Source organism: Microbacterium aerolatum, assembly GCF_007988825.1.
Classification (GTDB): Bacteria; Actinomycetota; Actinomycetes; order Actinomycetales; family Microbacteriaceae; genus Microbacterium; species Microbacterium aerolatum.
Genome location: NZ_BJUW01000004.1, coordinates 44,459 through 59,379, shown reverse-complemented (window position 1 = coordinate 59,379; position 14,921 = coordinate 44,459). Strand labels below are relative to the sequence as shown.

Sequence of the window (14,921 nt, the reverse complement as noted above, 5' to 3'; positions counted from 1 at the left end):
CTCTCTCACATCCTGAAGACGCCGAAGCGCGGCTCGGGCAGCGGGCTGCGGGCGATCACGTCGAGCGCGAGCCCGAGGCGGTCGCGGGTCTGATCCGGGTCGATGATGCCGTCATCCCACAGGCGGGCGGTGGCGTAGTACGGCTCACCCTGAGCCTCGTACTGCGCCCTGATCGGCTCTTCGAAGTCGGCGCGCTCGTCCGCGCTCCACGGTTCGTCGCGGGCCGCGAGCTGGTCCTCCTTGACGGTGGCGAGCACGGATGCCGCCTGGTTGCCGCCCATCACCGAGATGCGGCTCGCCGGCCACGTCCACAGGAACCGAGGCGAGTACGCGCGCCCGCACATCGAGTAGTTCCCGGCGCCGAATGAGCCGCCGATGATGACGGTCAGCTTGGGTACGCGCGTCGTCGCGACGGCCGTGACCATCTTCGCGCCGTCCTTCGCGATGCCGCCGGCCTCGGCGTCGGAGCCGACCATGAAGCCGGTGATGTTCTGCAGGAACAGCAGCGGGATGCCGCGCTGGTCGCACAGTTCGATGAAGTGCGCGCCCTTGAGCGCGGACTCGCTGAACAGCACGCCGTTGTTGGCGATGATCCCGATCGGATGCCCGTGCAGCCGAGCGAAGCCGGTGACCAGCGTCGTGCCGTACTCGGACTTGAACTCCCGGAACGAGTCGCCGTCGACGAGACGGGCGATGACCTCGTGCACGTCATAGGCGGCGTTCACGTCGACGGGGACGACGTCGTAGAGGCTCGATTCCTCATCCGCCGGAGTGGATGCCACCACCTCCCATGCCGGGGGCGCGGGCTGCGGCAGCGTCTGCACGATGTCGCGCAGGATCTCCAGCGCGTGCTCGTCGTCCTCCGCGAGGTGGTCGACGACTCCGGAACGGCGCGCGTGCAGCTCACCGCCGCCGAGCTCCTCCGCGGTGACGACCTCGCCGATCGCCGCCTTCACCAGCGGCGGGCCGCCGAGGAAGATCGTCCCCTGGCCCCGCACGATCACTGTCTCGTCGCTCATCGCGGGCACGTATGCGCCGCCGGCCGTGCAGGAGCCGAGGACGGCGGCGAGCTGCGGGATGCCTTCGGCGCTCATCCGCGCCTGGTTGAAGAAGATGCGACCGAAGTGCTCCCGGTCGGGGAACACCTCGTCTTGCTTGGGCAGGAAAGCCCCGCCCGAGTCGACGAGATACAGGCAGGGAAGGCGGTTCTCGATCGCGATCTCCTGCGCGCGGAGGTGCTTCTTCACCGTGAGCGGCAGGTAGCTGCCGCCCTTGACGGTCGCATCGTTGCACACCACCATGACGTGCCTGCCGTGCACGAGCCCGATGCCTGCGATGACGCCGGCAGCCGGCACCTCTCCCCCGTACAGGCCTTCGGCGGCGAGAGGGGCGACTTCGAGGAAGGGACTCCCCTCGTCCAGGAGTCTCGTGATGCGCTCGCGCGGAAGCAGCTTGCCCCTTGCGACGTGCCGATCGCGGGAACTCTGCGGGCCTCCGAGTGCCACGGCCGAGAGGCGTTCACGCAGTTCAGCGGCAAGCGACTGCTGGGTCACGGGCATTGTGACGTCCTCCTCGACTCACACGGTGGCACCGAACGCGCCTTTTCGGTTAGTGTGCACTAACCCGACAATTTAGGTTAGCGAGCGTTAACTGAAATGACAAGCCCCCTCACCGCGCGCGATCGCGCCAAGGCCGAACGCTCCGACGCCCTCTTGACGGAGGCCGCCCGGCTCTTCGCCGCGCGAGGGTACTCCGGAGTCAGCCTCGAGGACATCGGGGCGGCCGTGGGGGTCTCGGGCCCCGCGGTGTACCGTCACTTCACGGGCAAGCAGGCGCTGCTCGGCGCCGTGCTGGTGAGGGTCAGCGAGGACCTCGTCAGCGGCGGTTCGCGCGTCTTCGAGGCCGCAGGGACCGCCGACGAGCGGATGGAGGCGCTGATCGACTTCCACGTGGATTTCGCGCTCGGCAACGCCGACGTGATCCGTGTTCACGACCGCGACCTCGCCCATCTCGCCGATGAGGATCAGGCCGAGGTGCGCCGCCTTCAGCGCGCGTACATCGATCTGTGGATCTCCGCACTCGAGCCCTTGCACGACGCGACGGCGGATGAGCTGCGGCTGCGGGTTCAGGCCTGCTTCGGACTTATCAATTCGACACCGCACAGCACGCGGAGCGCATCGCGGTCGAAACGGGCGACCGCCGCGATCCTCTGCTCGATGGCACGCGGGGCGCTCCGAGCCTGAGGATCGCGGCCGGCTCACCCGAGCAGCATGGCGCGACCGGGCTCCTCGAGGATGTCGGCGACGCCCTTCACGAATCGCGCTCCCTCGGCGCCGTCCACGATCCGGTGATCGAACGACAGGCTCAGCGTCATGACCTGACGCAGCGCGATCTCGCCGTTGTGCTCCCACGGCATCCGCCGAACGGCGCCGACGGCGAGGATGCCCGACTGCCCCGGCGGGAGGATCGGGGTGCCGGCGTCGATGCCGAACACGCCGATGTTCGTGATCGAGAAGGTGCCGCCGGCGAGATCTGCCGGCGACGTCTTGCCCGAGCGTGCGGTCTCGGTGAGCGCGCTCACGGCGTCGGCGAGCTGGGGCACGGTCATCCGGTGCGCATCGCGGATGTTGGGCACGATCAGCCCCCGCTCCGTGGCCGCGGCGATGCCGAGGTCGACGTAGTGCGGCTGGACGATCTCGCCCGCTTCCTCATCCCAGCGCGAGTTGAGCCCCGGGGTGCGGCCCAGCGCCAGGCACACGGCCTTGGCGACGATGACCAGCGGTCCGATCCTGTGCTCGGACAGCGAGCGGTCCGCACGCAGGCTCGCGATCAGATCCATGGTGGCGGTGACGTCGACGGTGTGGAAGGTCGTGACATGCGGTGCCGTGAACGCGCTCTGGACCATCGCGGCGGCCGTGTGCTTGCGGACGCCGCGGATCGGGATGCGGGTCTCCCGCTCCGACGTCTCGCCGAACACGGACGTCGGAGCCGGCTGCGCCGGCGACTCGGCATCGACGTGCCCGCCGATGCGTTCGGCGTAGGCGTCGATGTCGTCGCGGGTGATGACGCGGTCGCCGACCTCGACCGCCACCAGCACGAGGTCGATCCCCTGCCGTTTGGCGTACGCGCGCACCGGCGGAGTGGATCGTGGACGGTCTCCGATCGGAGCGGATGCCGGAGCCTCGGGCAGAACATCGTGCGGGGCTGCCTCGAGCACCGCTGTGTCGGTCGGCGTCGACGGGGCTGCGGCCCTCCGTGCGCGCCGGGCCGGGCGCGCCTTGCTCGAGGGCGCGGCTCCGTAGCCGACGAGGTTCGGCGGTGTCTTCTCCTCGGCGGCATCGGCGGCGTCGGCCGTTTTCGCGGAGGTTGCGGCATCCGCCTGTTCGGCACCTGCCTGCGCGGGGGCGGCCGTCTCAGCGCCGGCGACGTCGAACGCGATCAGCGGTGCGCCGACCTCGACGGTGTCGCCCGCCTCGGCGTGCAGCGTCGCGACCGTTCCGTCATAGGGCGATGGAAGCTCCACGACGGCCTTGGCCGTCTCGACCTCGGCGAGCGTCTGGTTCAGAGTGACCGTGTCGCCGGGGGCGACCAGCCACTGCACGACCTCGGCGTCGGTCAGGCCCTCGCCGAGATCCGGAAGGCGGAACTCCTGGATCATGACTCGGCTCCCGTCAGGCTGTTCGGGCGATCGAGCACGCGGTCGACGGCATCGAGGATCCGATCCAGATCGGGGAGATGGAACTTCTCCAGCTTGGCGGGCGGATACGGCACATCGTGGCCGGTGACCCGCACGGGGGCCGCCTCGAGGTACTCGAAGCAGCGCTCGGTGATGCTCGCGATCACCTCGGCGGCGACGCCGGCCTCGCGCGAGGCTTCGTGCGCGACGACGACGCGGCCTGTGCGCCGTACGGCGGTCGCGACGGTGTCGTAGTCGATCGGCGAGAGGGAGCGCAGGTCGATGACCTCGAGCGACAACCCTTCGTCCTCGGCGGCGGACGCGGCATCCAGGGCCGTCGAGACCATCGCGCCGCACGTCAGGATCGTCGCGTCGGTGCCCTGCCGGACGATGTGCGCGAGCCCCATCGGCGGGGCATCCGCAAGGGAGCCGTCCAGGTCGACCTCGCCCTTGTGGTGGTAGAGCCGCTTGGGCTCGAAGAAGATCACCGGATCATCGGATGCGATCACCTGCTGCAGGCATCGGTACGCGTCCTGCGGGTTGGAGACGGCGATGACGCGCAGACCGGCGGTGTGCACGAAGTACGCCTCCGGGGACTCGGAGTGGTGCTCTGCCGCACCGATTCCTCCGGCCCACGGGATGCGGATCGTGATCGGCATCTTCACCCGACCCTGCGTGCGGTAGTGCAGTTTGGCGACCTGCGAGACGATCTGGTCGAACGCCGGGTAGACGAACCCGTCGAACTGGATCTCGACGACCGGACGGTAGCCGCGATAGGCGAGACCGACCGCGGTGCCGACGATGCCGGACTCGGCCAGTGGTGTGTCGATCACGCGGGCCGCGCCGAACTCGTCGAGGAGCCCGTCGGTGATGCGGAAGACGCCGCCGAGCTTGCCGATGTCCTCGCCCATGATGACGACCTTGTCGTCGTCCTGCATGGCCTTGCGAAGGCCGGCGTTCAGGGCCTTGCCGAGTGCGAGCTGCGTCATCTCAGCCCTCCTCGAAGCTGGCGAGGTACGCCGTGTACTCGTCGCGCTGCCGGTCGATGCCGCAGTGCGGTTCGGCATAGACGCCGTCGAACACGGCGAGCGGCTCGCGCGTGACCATCCCCAGGCATTCCGCGCGCATCTCGCGGGCCATCCGGTCGGCGTCGGCGTGGGCCGCGGCGATCTGCTCGTCGTCGATCTCGCCCAGCCCGCGCAGGTACGACTCGACGCGCGCGATGGGGTCGCGGGTCTTCCAGGACTCGAGTTCCTCCGGGTCCCGGTAGCGGGTGGGGTCGTCCGAGGTGGTGTGCGGCCCCATCCGGTAGGTCACCGCTTCGATGAACGCGGGTCCCTTCCCTGCGCGGGCGTGCGCGAGCGCCCAGCGCATCGCCGCCATGCACGCGAGCACGTCGTTGCCGTCCACGCGCATGCTCGGGATGCCGAAGCCGGGCGCGCGGCCCGAGATCGGATACTGCGACTGCAGCGCCACCGGCTCGGAGATCGCCCAGTGGTTGTTCTGACAGACGAACACGACAGGCGCCTGGTAAGAGGCGGCGAAGACCATGGCCTCGTTGACGTCGCCCTGGCTCGTCGCGCCGTCGCCGAAGTAGGTGACGGCGACCTCCGGCGCCTTCTCGTGCTTGATGCCCATCGCGTAGCCCACGGCGTGCAGCGTCTGCGCGCCGATGATGATCTGCAGCGGGGCGACGCGCATCTGCATGGGATCGTAGGGGGCGCCTTCCTCGCCGCGCCAGACGCGGACGAAGTCACCCGGCTGCGCACCACGTGCGTAGATGACGCCGGTCTCGCGGTAGCTGGGGAATACGAAGTCGATCGGGTCGAGCGCACGAGCGGTGCCGATCTGAGCGGCCTCCTGGCCGTTGCACGGCGCCCAGAGTCCGAGCTGGCCCTGGCGCTGCAGCGCGACGCCCTCGGCGTCGATGCGGCGCAGGATCACCATGTCGCGGTGCAGTGCGCGCAGCTGCGCGGGGTCGACATCGGCCACGAAAGGGTCGAGGTCGGGGTTGTTCAGTCTGGTTCCGTCCGGGGCGATGAGCCGCTCGGCGAGTTCGAGATCCTGCGCTGTGTCTGCGATCGGAGTGGTCTGCGGTGACATCTTCGTCCTCCTGTCGTGTGGGTCCCTTGTGGGGACGTGCACGCCTGCACCGACGTCTTCATCGGTTACTTCGAGGGTACGTCCACTGATCAGCACGCTCAAGCATCTGCGAAGCACTTGAGCATGTTGCCCAATTCGCGGCAAGACGACCTGCTATCGTTTGGCACTATGTCCACGCTTGATCGTGTAGATCTCGAACTGCTGAGTGCGCTGTCCGAAGACCCGCGCACGACCGTCGTCGCGCTCGCCGAGCGCCTCGGTCTGTCACGCAACACCATCCAGGCCCGCATGGCCAGGCTGGAGCAGACCGGCGTCTTCCTCTCCTACGAGCGATCGTTCTCGCCGGAGGTGCTGGGATTCCCGCTTCAGGCCTTCATCAACATCGGCCTGCGCCAGACCGAGCTGCCGCGGATCACCGCCGAACTCGCCCGCATCCCCGAGGTCCTGCAGGTGCACGGCCTGAGCGGATCGATCGATCTGCTGGCGCGCGTCGCCTGCCGCGACGCCAGGCATCTGTTCGACACGGATGCCCGCATCCTCTCGATCGAGGGGGTCGAGCGCACCGAGACGTCACTGGCGATGGGTGAGGTGATCCCCTACCGCGTCGCCGGGCTCATCGGTCTCGCGCGACGGGAACCCTGAGGAAGCGGCGGATCGCGCCGGCGGCCTCCGCCGGCGTCTCGTAGTGGATGAGGTGGCCGACGTCGGCGATCTCCACGAGCTCCGCGTCCGCGAACAGCGTCGCCAGGTGCCGCTCCGCCTCGATCGGGGTGATGTCGTCCTGCTGAGCGGCGACCAGGAGCACGGGCACGTCGATGTCAGGGGCGAACGCGCGGACGTCGTGTGACACGCTCGCCACGAACGCGTCGCGCAGCACGTCGCGGTCGGCGAAGTCGGAGAAGTACGTGTCGTGCTGATCGTGGATGAACCGACGCAGATCGGGGTCCTTCGTCTTCGCCATCGCGATGCTCATCCCCCGCACGATCATGCCGTTGCGCAGCAGGGCCGTGCCGATACCGGCAGGTAGCCGCGCTCCGAGCCCGTAGTAGAGCACCGCCAGCTTGGTCAGGATCCCCTTGGGACCTTCAAGCGCCGGTGCGCCGATGGGGTTGATGAGGATCAGCCGCGGGGTCTCCAGACCTCCCGCGACGGCGGCGGACGCCACGATCGACCCGAAGGAGTGACCGAGGACGATCGCGCCGGGGGCGACGGCGTCCGCGAACTCGCGCAGCCACTGCGCATACTCCTCGAGATCGTGGGTGCGCCCTGGCAGAGGCGCGCTCTCGCCGAATCCCGGCAGGTCGGGGGCGATGACCCTGATCTCGGGCAGGTACGCAAGGACGGGCTCGAGACCGTGGTGCTCGCCGCGGAAGCCGTGCACGGCGATCACGGTCGTCGCGGACTCCGGCCCGTAGACCCAGTAGGCGGTGCGACCGCCGCGTACCTCGACCTCGTGGCGTTCGATCGGGATGCGGCTGAGCCGATCGGCGTAGGGCGAGGGCGCGGGCATGGATTCAGTCTACGGGCGTGCCTGCGACGCGATGTCCGAGGTCGTCCCTAGCGTTGGGCGTGACAGAGGAGAATCCCATGGCACTCGATCTCGACCTCCCGACCTGGCTCGGCCGCATCGGCGTCTTCGACCTGGAGACCACCGGCGTCGATGTCGCCGCCGACCGCATCGTCACAGCGCACGTCGGCGTGCTCGACGCGAAGGGACGTGAGATCGCCGCACGTTCCTGGATCGCTGATCCGGGAGTCCCGATCCCCGACGGCGCCGCCGCGGTGCACGGCATCACGACCGAGCACGCGCGTGCGCACGGGCGCTCCGCGCGGGAGGTCGTGGCCGAGATCGCGAGTTCGCTGCGATCGCTGTTCGCGCAGGGGCTTCCCGTCGTCGCGTACAACGCCTCCTACGACTTCTCACTCCTCACGCACGAATGCATCCGGCACGGCGTCCCCGCTCTCGAGATGCCGGGCCCCATCATCGACCCGCTGGTGATCGACAAGGCCGTCGATCGCTACCGGAAGGGCAAGCGCACTCTCGAGGTCGTCGCCCAGCACTACGGGGTCCCGCTCGATGGCGCGCACGAGGCGTCGGCGGATGCGATCGCGGCAGGACGCGTCGCCCAGGCGATAGCGCGGAGCTTTCCGCTCGCCGGCTCTGCGCACGAACTGCACACCCAGCAGATCGGCTGGGCGCGCACCCAGGCCGAGAGTCTGACCGAGTACTTCGTCCGGATCGGACGCATCGAGCCGGAGGACGCCCTCGACGGCACGTGGCCGGTTCGGGCGCCAGGATCCGTCTGAGATCGGATGCCGTCGCCCGCGCGACGGTTCTAGGCTGAGCACATGAGCGACATCGCGGGCTGGGCGGTGATCGGGATCGTGTTCTCGATGATCCCGATCCTGCTCATCGGCGGACTGCGCCGCGCGCTGTCCGGCAAGCCAATCGAGGAGAAGTACCGCGATTCGACCAGCGGCGGAATCGCCGGCGGGTTCGACGCGGTGTGGTCGCCGACCGCGCACGAGGCGGATCAGGAGCGCGATCGCCAGCAGCGCGCCTCGGTCCCCGCCCCGACGCCCGACAAGGGTCCCGACCGGATGGATGAGGGGCGGATCACGATCGAGTTCGGCTGACCACGCGACGGTACGACCGGGTGATCACGAGGCGTCCGTAGACACGAAGAAGGCCCCGCCGGAGCGGAGCCTTCTTTCGAACCGGAAGCTTACTTGCTGCCGCCGAAGCCCTTGAAGCGCTGGTTGAACTTCTCGACGCGACCGGCCGAGTCCATGATGCGCTGCTTGCCCGTGTAGAACGGGTGCGAAGCCGAGGAGATCTCGACGTCGATGACCGGGTACTCCACGCCATCCAGCTCGATGGTCTTGTCGCTGGTGACCGTGGAACGGGTCAGGAAGGTCTCGCCCGAGCCGAGGTCGCGGAACACGACGTTCTTGTAGTCGGGGTGGATGTCAGTCTTCATGGGATTCCTTAGATGGTGCCCTGGATTGTGCCAGGAGCGAGGGAAGTCTGCGGCGCGAATGCACCAAGGGTCAATTCTAGCAGATCCTCGGCTCAGGACGTTGCGCGTGCCGCGTAGCGGCCGTCCTCGGACGACAGGGCGATGGGCATGCCGAAGGCCTCGGTGAGAGCATCCGCCGTCAGGGTCTCCTCGATGGGGCCCGCCGCGACGACACCGCCGCCGCGCAGCAGCAGCACGTGGGTGAAGCCCACCGGGATCTCCTCGACGTGGTGCGTGACCATCACCATGGCCGGCGTCGTCGGCGACGAAGCGTATCCGCTGAGCAGCGCGAGCAGTTCCTCGCGAGCACCCAGATCCAGCGACGCGGTCGGCTCGTCGAGCAGCAGCACCTCGGGATCGGTCATCACGGCGCGTGCGATCTGCACTCGCTTCTGCTCACCGTCGCTGAGGGTGCCGAAGGTCCGGTCGGCGAGGTGGTCGAGCTTCCACTCCCCCAGGACGCGCAGCGCGCGGCGCTCGTCGATGTTCTCGTACTGCTCGTTCCACCGTCCGGTGACCGAGTAGGCCGCCGTCAGCACGACGTTGAGCACGCTCTCCTCGCGCGGGATGCGCTTGGCCATCGCCGTGGAGGCGAAACCGATCCGCGGGCGGATCTCGAATACGTCGGTGCGGCCGAGGGTCTCGCCGAGGATCGTCACGGTTCCGGATGTCGGGTGCATGAGCGTGTCGGCCAGCTGCAGCAGCGTGGTCTTGCCGGCGCCGTTCGGCCCGAGCACCACCCATCGTTGGTCGTCTGCGACCTGCCAGGTCACATGATCGACGATGTTGCGCCCGTCACGGCGCACGACGACATCGGTGAAATCAAGAGCGCTCGGCATGCACCCAGCCTATCGGCTCAGTCGGTCAGCTCCGCGTAGAGCGCGCGCGTGGTGTCGGCGATCGCGGCCCAGCTGAACTCCTTCGTCGCGCGCTCCCGGCCCGCGCGACCGTAGTCGGCGGCACGCTGCGGATCTGCGACCACCTCGGTCAGCACGCGCGCGAGATCGGCAACGAATGCGGCGGGAACGATCGGGGTTCCCGTGCCGTCCTGCGCCTGTTCGATCGGCACCAGGCGGCCGGTGACACCGTCGTCGACGACTTCGGGGATGCCGCCGGTGGCAGTGCCGACGACGGCCGCCCCGCAGGCCATCGCCTCGAGATTCACGATGCCGAGCGGCTCGTAGACCGACGGGCACACGAAGGTCGTCGCGGCGGCGAGGATGGCGCTGAGCTCGTCACGCGGCAGCATCCGCTCGATCCAGATCACGCCGTCCCTGGTCTGCTGGAGCCGCCGGACTCCCTCCTGCACCTCGGCCATGATCTCCGGCGTGTCCGGCGCGCCGGCGCACAGCACCAGCTGAACCTCGGGCGGCAGCAGCTCGGCGGCGCGCAGCAGGTACGGCAGGCCCTTCTGCCTGGTTATGCGTCCGACGAACACGACGGACGGGCGCGCAGTATCCATCCCGATCTCGGCGAGGAACGCGTCGTTCCGGACCGGCCGCCAGCGCTGCACGTCGATCCCGTTGTGGATCACGTGCACGCGTGCGGGGTCGACCTGCGGGTAGCTGCGGAGGATGTCCGCGCGCATCCCCGCGGAGACCGCGATGATCGCCGCCGCGTTCTCGTACGCGAGCTTCTCGATGCCGCTCGAGACGGCGTATCCGCCGCCCAGCTGCTCGGCCTTCCATGGGCGCAGCGGCTCGAGGCTGTGTGCGGTGAGGACATGAGGGATGCCGTGCAGCTGTGAGGCGATGTGACCGGCGAAGTTCGCGTACCAGGTGTGGCTGTGCACGAGGTCGGCTCCGGCGATGTCTCCCACCATGGCGAGATCGGTGCCGAGCGTCTGGATCGCGGCGTTCGCGCTGTCCAGTTCGACCGGCGGACGGTACGACCGAGTGCCTGCCTCGGTGCGCTCGGAACCGAAGGCACGGACCCGCACATCGATCGACGAACGCAGCGCGGAGACCAGTTCTGCGACGTGGACTCCCGCCCCGCCGTAGATCTCCGGCGGATACTCCTTGGTGATCATGTCGACGCGCATGCTTGAACGCTAGTACAGCGACACGTCGGGGTTCTATGGTGGAGCCATGGCAGCCCCAAAGAAGGTCTTCGGCATCATTCTCGCCGGCGGAGAGGGCAAGCGGCTCATGCCTCTCACGGCTGATCGGGCGAAGCCTGCCGTGCCGTTCGGCGGGCAGTATCGACTGATCGATTTCGCCGTCTCAAACCTGATCAACTCCGGTCTCCGGCAGATCGTGGTGCTCACGCAGTACAAGTCGCACAGCCTAGACCGGCACATCACCCAGACGTGGCGCATGTCCTCGCTGCTGGACTCGTACATCACCTCGGTGCCGGCTCAGCAGCGTCTGGGCAAGCGCTGGTTCTCGGGATCGGCCGACGCCATCCTGCAGAGCCTGAACCTCATCAATGACGAGAAGCCCGACATCGTGGTCGTGATCGGCGCCGACCACGTCTACCGCATGGACTTCCAGCAGATGATCGAGGCCCACATCGAGTCCGGCGCGAAGGCCACGGTCGCCGGCATCCGGCAGCCGCTGGCCCTCGCGAACCAGTTCGGCGTCATAGACGCCGATCCCGATGGCTCCGGCCGGATCCGCGCGTTCCTGGAGAAGCCGACGGATGCCGCCGGCCTCGCAGACTCGCCGCACGAGGTGCTCGCGTCGATGGGCAACTACATCTTCGACACCGACGCGCTCATCGAAGCGGTGGAGGCGGACGGCGAGGTCGCGACGTCGAGTCACGACATGGGCGGCGACATCATCCCGTACTTTGTCGATCGGGGCGAGGCCGGCTACTACGACATGAAGAACAACGACGTCCCTGGCTCGTCGCCGCGCGATCGCGCGTACTGGCGGGATGTCGGGACGATCGACTCGTTCTTCGACGCGCACATGGATCTCATCTCGACCCTCCCGGTCTTCAACCTGTACAACACGCTCTGGCCGATCCGCACGCAGAGCGTGAACGCGCCTCCGGCGAAGTTCGTGCGCGATGCGGTCGGGCGCATCGGCAACGCGATCGACTCGATCGTCTCGCCCGGCTCGGTGCTCTCCGGCACCCACCTCGAGCGCAGCGTGATCGGACCGGGCACCCTCGCCGCCGGCGGGTCGACCATCACGGATTCGGTGGTCTTCGACGGCGTCGTGGTCGGGCAGGGTGCGCGCGTGCACCGGGCGGTGCTCGACAAGAACGTCGTCATGCTCGACGGCGCGACCGTCGGCGTCGACAGGGAGCGCGACCTCGAACGCGGCTTCACCGTGACCGAATCCGGGATCACCGTCGTCGGCAAGGGCGAGCTGATCGAGCCGTGAACGGGCCGGCCTCCGATCGGGCGCTACGCTCGATCGCGTGACTGCTGCGCGCTTCCTCGTCGTCCTCGATGCCGATTCCACCCTGATCCGCGATGAGGTGATCGAGCTTCTCGCAGACGAAGCAGGTCGGCGCGCCGAGGTGCAGGCGGCCACGGAAGCGGCGATGCGCGGTGAGGTCGATTTCGCGGCCAGTCTGTGCTCCCGGGTGCAGGCGCTCGCCGGGGTTCCCACCGATGCGTTCGAGCGCGTCAGGAGCCGGATCCGGCCCACCCCTGGCGTGCGGGAGCTCACAGCCGCCGTTCACGACCGGGGCGGAGTCGTGGGAGTCGTGTCCGGCGGATTCCACGAGATCCTCGACCACATCGCCCCCGGCCTCGGCGTGGATCGCTGGCGGGCCAACCGGCTGACCGTCTACGCGGATCGGCTCTCGGGCGTCGTCGACGGCGAGATCGTGGATGCCGCTGTCAAGGCCGCATCGCTTCGGGAATGGGCTCGCGAGCTTCAGCTGCCGCAGCACGCGACCATCGCGATCGGCGACGGCGCCAACGACCTCGAGATGATGGCGGCCGCCGGCCTCGGCCTCGCCTTCAACGCGAAGCCGATGGTCCGTCGATCGGCGAATCTCGTCATCGGTCCGCAGGACCTCCGCGCGGTCATCCCGCTGCTGCCCTGATCTCGACCCTGGCGGATGTCCGAGGCCGCGCGTAGCGTCGCGGCATGGACATCATTCTCGTACCGGGCCTCTGGCTCGAGGCATCCTCGTGGGACGACGTCGTCCCCGCACTCGAAGCGGCCGGCCACCGGCCGCTGGCCATGACCCTCCCCGGCGTCGGCGAACCCGCCGAGCGATCCTCCGGCATCGGCATGTCCGACTGGGTCGACGCCGTCGTGGAGAAGATCGACGCCGCAGACGGCCCTGTCGTGCTCGTCGGGCACAGCGGCGGCGGCAACGTCGTATGGGGCGCGGCGGATGCGCGTCCCGACCGGGTCGCGCGCGTCGTCTTCGTCGACACGGTGCCGCCGCCGCCGGAATCGGCCATCTCCGAGTTCGAGCTCGTCGACGGCGTCGTACCGTTCCCCGGGTGGGATTTCTTCCCCGATGAGGACGTCTTCGATCTCGATGCGCAGACCCGCGCGCGCACGACCCCGCTGACGCGATCCGTGCCGGCGCGGGTTCCCACCGATCCCGTTCGGTTGTCAGACGGCAGGCACCGTGTGCCGGTGACCATGCTGATGGGCGGCATGGATCAGCAGCAGCTGGAGGCCGAGCTCGACAACTGGGGCTCCTATGCCGAGGAATATCGCGCGATCGCCGACGTGACGGTGGAGAAGATCGGCTCCGGCCACTGGCCGCAGTTCTCCCAGCCCGAGCGGCTCGCCGCTCTGATCAATGACGCGGCGGGTCAGTGACCCATGCCGAGGCCGCCGTCGACGGGGATCACTGCGCCTGAGATGTAGGCGGCATCATCACCGGCGAGCCAGGTCACGACACCGGCGACCTCGTCCGGCGTCGCGAATCGCGCGGCCGGGATACTGGCCTTGTACTGCTTCTGCGTCTCTTCCGGCAGTTCGGCGGTCATGTCCGTGTCGATGAATCCGGGAGCGACGACGTTCGTGGTGATACCGCGTGCGCCGAGTTCGCGCGTGAGCGAGCGGGCGAAGCCGACCAGGGCGCTCTTGGAGGCGGCGTAGTTCACCTGGCCTGCCGAACCGTAGAGGCCGACGACGCTGGAGATGAGGATCACACGGCCGAAGCGCGCACGCAGCATCCCCTTCGAGGCACGCTTCACGACACGGAACGTGCCGCCCAGGTTGGTGGCGACCACGCTGTCGAAGTCGTCTTCGCTCATGCGCATCAGGAGCGTGTCCTTGGTGATGCCGGCGTTCGCGACGACCACTTCGACGGGCCCGAGGGTGTTCTCGACCTCGGTGAAGGCCGCGTCGATCGCAGCGGCATCCGTCACGTCGGCGCGCACGGTGAGCGTGCCTTCGGGGCCCTCGCCGCTGCGGGCGGTGACGGCGACGCGATAGCCGTCACGGACGAAGCGCTCCGCGATCGCGCGACCGATGCCGCGGTTGCCGCCGGTGACGAGGACGACGCGTTCTGAATTCATGATGCTCACTCCCACAGGGCTGATCGATCGATGGGGATCGGCCGGGAGCCATCCTATCGGGGTGGCCGCACGTGCCCCGGAGCCGGATCCACGCCATGATTGAGGGACACCTGAGACCGAAGAAGGGATCGCGATGAGCGACGACAACACGACCCCGGGCGAGCACCCCGTCCTCCCGCCTGCCCCGACGGCGGCACCCGCTGCCGCCCCGCAGGCGTACCCGGGAGCGCCGGCCGCACCGCAGGCTCACCCCCAGACACAGGCGTACCCGCTCGCCCCGCAATACCCCACGCAGCAGTATCCGTCTCGGTACCCGGCACAGCCGTACACACCGGCGCGCCCGACCAGCGGCCTCGCGGTCACGTCGCTCATCACGGGCATCGCCGGCATCGTGTTCAGCTGGACCTTCGTGGCTCTGCTCGCCTCCATCGCCGCCGTGATCACCGGGCACATGGCCCTCAAGCAGACGCGCAGCAACCCCGCTGTCGCAGGGCGCGGAATGGCGATCGCCGGGTTGATCATGGGGTACGCGGGACTTGCGATCATCGCGCTCCTGATCGTCGTCGCGATCATCTCGTTCCTGTTCCTCGGCTCACTCCCGTTCCTGCTCTACGGCGTCGCCGGCTGAGGCGATATCCGCCGTGGAAGAGCTTCCGGACTCGTCCGCGCGGCGTAG

At 68.6% G+C, this 14,921-nt stretch carries 17 protein-coding genes; 8 read left to right on the top strand and 9 right to left on the bottom strand.

Features of this window, described 5'->3' with window-relative positions; translation table 11 throughout:
* Positions 1–5: 5 nt before the first annotated feature.
* On the bottom strand, positions 6–1,559 hold the full coding sequence (locus MAE01_RS05705; RefSeq protein ID WP_147038604.1) for a carboxyl transferase domain-containing protein: 1,554 nt from the start codon (positions 1,557–1,559) through the stop codon (positions 6–8).
* A gap of 96 nt (positions 1,560–1,655) precedes the next feature.
* On the opposite strand from MAE01_RS05705, the gene MAE01_RS05700 reads away from it, so the two are divergent.
* Positions 1,656–2,243 carry a TetR/AcrR family transcriptional regulator gene (locus tag MAE01_RS05700; RefSeq protein ID WP_147038603.1) on the top strand — a complete coding sequence of 196 codons (588 nt, stop codon included), beginning with the start codon at positions 1,656–1,658 and terminating at the stop codon, positions 2,241–2,243.
* Positions 2,244–2,257: 14 nt separating this feature from the next.
* On the opposite strand, the gene MAE01_RS05695 is transcribed toward MAE01_RS05700, so the two are convergent.
* From MAE01_RS05695 to pdhA, 3 genes are read right to left on the bottom strand one after another with little or no spacing between them, the layout of a single operon-like run.
* The gene (locus MAE01_RS05695) at positions 2,258–3,658 is read right to left on the bottom strand and encodes a dihydrolipoamide acetyltransferase family protein (protein WP_147038602.1); all 1,401 of its coding nucleotides are present in this window, start codon (positions 3,656–3,658) and stop codon (positions 2,258–2,260) included.
* Positions 3,655–4,665 carry an alpha-ketoacid dehydrogenase subunit beta gene (locus tag MAE01_RS05690; protein WP_147038601.1) on the bottom strand — a complete coding sequence of 337 codons (1,011 nt, stop codon included), beginning with the start codon at positions 4,663–4,665 and terminating at the stop codon, positions 3,655–3,657. Before MAE01_RS05690 ends, MAE01_RS05695 begins: the two co-directional genes overlap by 4 nt.
* Position 4,666: 1 nt before the next feature.
* On the bottom strand, positions 4,667–5,779 hold the full coding sequence (pdhA, locus tag MAE01_RS05685) for a pyruvate dehydrogenase (acetyl-transferring) E1 component subunit alpha (protein ID WP_147038600.1): 1,113 nt from the start codon (positions 5,777–5,779) through the stop codon (positions 4,667–4,669).
* A 168-nt stretch (positions 5,780–5,947) separates the two neighbouring features.
* Between pdhA and MAE01_RS05680 the strand changes: the two genes are divergently transcribed.
* Positions 5,948–6,421: an Lrp/AsnC family transcriptional regulator gene (locus MAE01_RS05680; protein WP_147038599.1), complete on the top strand. Its 474-nt coding sequence runs from the start codon at positions 5,948–5,950 to the stop codon at positions 6,419–6,421.
* Here the strand turns inward: MAE01_RS05680 and MAE01_RS05675 are convergent.
* Positions 6,393–7,289, bottom strand: coding sequence for an alpha/beta fold hydrolase (locus MAE01_RS05675; protein ID WP_147038598.1), 897 nt, complete (start codon positions 7,287–7,289; stop codon positions 6,393–6,395). The genes MAE01_RS05680 and MAE01_RS05675 overlap by 29 nt on opposite strands.
* A 77-nt stretch (positions 7,290–7,366) precedes the next feature.
* Between MAE01_RS05675 and MAE01_RS05670 the strand changes: the two genes are divergently transcribed.
* Positions 7,367–8,086, top strand: a complete 720-nt coding sequence (locus tag MAE01_RS05670; protein ID WP_147038597.1) for a 3'-5' exonuclease — start codon at positions 7,367–7,369, stop codon at positions 8,084–8,086.
* Between the two features lie 42 nt (positions 8,087–8,128).
* Positions 8,129–8,416, top strand: coding sequence for a hypothetical protein (locus MAE01_RS05665; RefSeq protein WP_147038596.1), 288 nt, complete (start codon positions 8,129–8,131; stop codon positions 8,414–8,416).
* Positions 8,417–8,505: 89 nt separating this feature from the next.
* On the opposite strand, the gene MAE01_RS05660 is transcribed toward MAE01_RS05665, so the two are convergent.
* The 3 genes from MAE01_RS05660 to glgA all read right to left on the bottom strand — a co-directional run bounded on the left by MAE01_RS05660 (position 8,506) and on the right by glgA (position 10,840).
* A complete protein-coding gene (locus MAE01_RS05660) occupies positions 8,506–8,760 on the bottom strand; it encodes a type B 50S ribosomal protein L31 (protein WP_147038595.1) in 255 nt (84 codons plus the stop codon).
* A 92-nt stretch (positions 8,761–8,852) separates the two neighbouring features.
* The gene (locus MAE01_RS05655) at positions 8,853–9,638 is read right to left on the bottom strand and encodes an ABC transporter ATP-binding protein (RefSeq protein ID WP_147038594.1); all 786 of its coding nucleotides are present in this window, start codon (positions 9,636–9,638) and stop codon (positions 8,853–8,855) included.
* A gap of 17 nt (positions 9,639–9,655) precedes the next feature.
* Complete coding sequence (gene glgA, locus MAE01_RS05650; protein ID WP_147038593.1) at positions 9,656–10,840, bottom strand: glycogen synthase; 1,185 nt, start codon at positions 10,838–10,840, stop codon at positions 9,656–9,658.
* A 46-nt stretch (positions 10,841–10,886) separates the two neighbouring features.
* Here glgA and MAE01_RS05645 point away from each other — a divergent pair, with 46 nt between their 5' ends.
* The 3 genes from MAE01_RS05645 to MAE01_RS05635 are packed head-to-tail and all read left to right on the top strand — an operon-like array spanning position 10,887 to position 13,541.
* Entirely contained in the window at positions 10,887–12,131 is a 1,245-nt protein-coding gene (locus MAE01_RS05645) for a glucose-1-phosphate adenylyltransferase (RefSeq protein ID WP_147038592.1), read from the top strand.
* A gap of 37 nt (positions 12,132–12,168) precedes the next feature.
* The gene (gene serB, locus MAE01_RS05640; protein ID WP_147038591.1) at positions 12,169–12,804 is read left to right on the top strand and encodes a phosphoserine phosphatase SerB; all 636 of its coding nucleotides are present in this window, start codon (positions 12,169–12,171) and stop codon (positions 12,802–12,804) included.
* A 44-nt stretch (positions 12,805–12,848) separates the two neighbouring features.
* A complete protein-coding gene (locus tag MAE01_RS05635; RefSeq protein ID WP_147038590.1) occupies positions 12,849–13,541 on the top strand; it encodes an alpha/beta fold hydrolase in 693 nt (230 codons plus the stop codon).
* Here the strand turns inward: MAE01_RS05635 and MAE01_RS05630 are convergent.
* Positions 13,535–14,245, bottom strand: a complete 711-nt coding sequence (locus MAE01_RS05630) for a beta-ketoacyl-ACP reductase (RefSeq protein WP_147038589.1) — start codon at positions 14,243–14,245, stop codon at positions 13,535–13,537. The two genes, MAE01_RS05635 and MAE01_RS05630, sit on opposite strands and share 7 nt — an antisense overlap.
* 133 nt (positions 14,246–14,378) lie before the next feature.
* Here MAE01_RS05630 and MAE01_RS05625 point away from each other — a divergent pair, with 133 nt between their 5' ends.
* Entirely contained in the window at positions 14,379–14,873 is a 495-nt protein-coding gene (locus MAE01_RS05625) for a DUF4190 domain-containing protein (protein ID WP_147038588.1), read from the top strand.
* Positions 14,874–14,921: the final 48 nt, after the last annotated feature.

What these genes read in the sequence shown, in the direction of transcription:
- MAE01_RS05705 (WP_147038604.1), bottom strand. Translation starts at nt 1,559, where the DNA reads ATGCCCGTGACCCAGCAGTCGCTTGCCGCTGAACTGCGTGAACGCCTC.
- MAE01_RS05700 (WP_147038603.1), top strand. Translation starts at nt 1,656, where the DNA reads ATGACAAGCCCCCTCACCGCGCGCGATCGCGCCAAGGCCGAACGCTCC.
- MAE01_RS05695 (WP_147038602.1), bottom strand. Translation starts at nt 3,658, where the DNA reads ATGATCCAGGAGTTCCGCCTTCCGGATCTCGGCGAGGGCCTGACCGAC.
- MAE01_RS05690 (WP_147038601.1), bottom strand. Translation starts at nt 4,665, where the DNA reads ATGACGCAGCTCGCACTCGGCAAGGCCCTGAACGCCGGCCTTCGCAAG.
- pdhA (WP_147038600.1), bottom strand. Translation starts at nt 5,779, where the DNA reads ATGTCACCGCAGACCACTCCGATCGCAGACACAGCGCAGGATCTCGAA.
- MAE01_RS05680 (WP_147038599.1), top strand. Translation starts at nt 5,948, where the DNA reads ATGTCCACGCTTGATCGTGTAGATCTCGAACTGCTGAGTGCGCTGTCC.
- MAE01_RS05675 (WP_147038598.1), bottom strand. Translation starts at nt 7,289, where the DNA reads ATGCCCGCGCCCTCGCCCTACGCCGATCGGCTCAGCCGCATCCCGATC.
- MAE01_RS05670 (WP_147038597.1), top strand. Translation starts at nt 7,367, where the DNA reads ATGGCACTCGATCTCGACCTCCCGACCTGGCTCGGCCGCATCGGCGTC.
- MAE01_RS05665 (WP_147038596.1), top strand. Translation starts at nt 8,129, where the DNA reads ATGAGCGACATCGCGGGCTGGGCGGTGATCGGGATCGTGTTCTCGATG.
- MAE01_RS05660 (WP_147038595.1), bottom strand. Translation starts at nt 8,760, where the DNA reads ATGAAGACTGACATCCACCCCGACTACAAGAACGTCGTGTTCCGCGAC.
- MAE01_RS05655 (WP_147038594.1), bottom strand. Translation starts at nt 9,638, where the DNA reads ATGCCGAGCGCTCTTGATTTCACCGATGTCGTCGTGCGCCGTGACGGG.
- glgA (WP_147038593.1), bottom strand. Translation starts at nt 10,840, where the DNA reads ATGCGCGTCGACATGATCACCAAGGAGTATCCGCCGGAGATCTACGGC.
- MAE01_RS05645 (WP_147038592.1), top strand. Translation starts at nt 10,887, where the DNA reads ATGGCAGCCCCAAAGAAGGTCTTCGGCATCATTCTCGCCGGCGGAGAG.
- MAE01_RS05635 (WP_147038590.1), top strand. Translation starts at nt 12,849, where the DNA reads ATGGACATCATTCTCGTACCGGGCCTCTGGCTCGAGGCATCCTCGTGG.
- MAE01_RS05630 (WP_147038589.1), bottom strand. Translation starts at nt 14,245, where the DNA reads ATGAATTCAGAACGCGTCGTCCTCGTCACCGGCGGCAACCGCGGCATC.
- MAE01_RS05625 (WP_147038588.1), top strand. Translation starts at nt 14,379, where the DNA reads ATGAGCGACGACAACACGACCCCGGGCGAGCACCCCGTCCTCCCGCCT.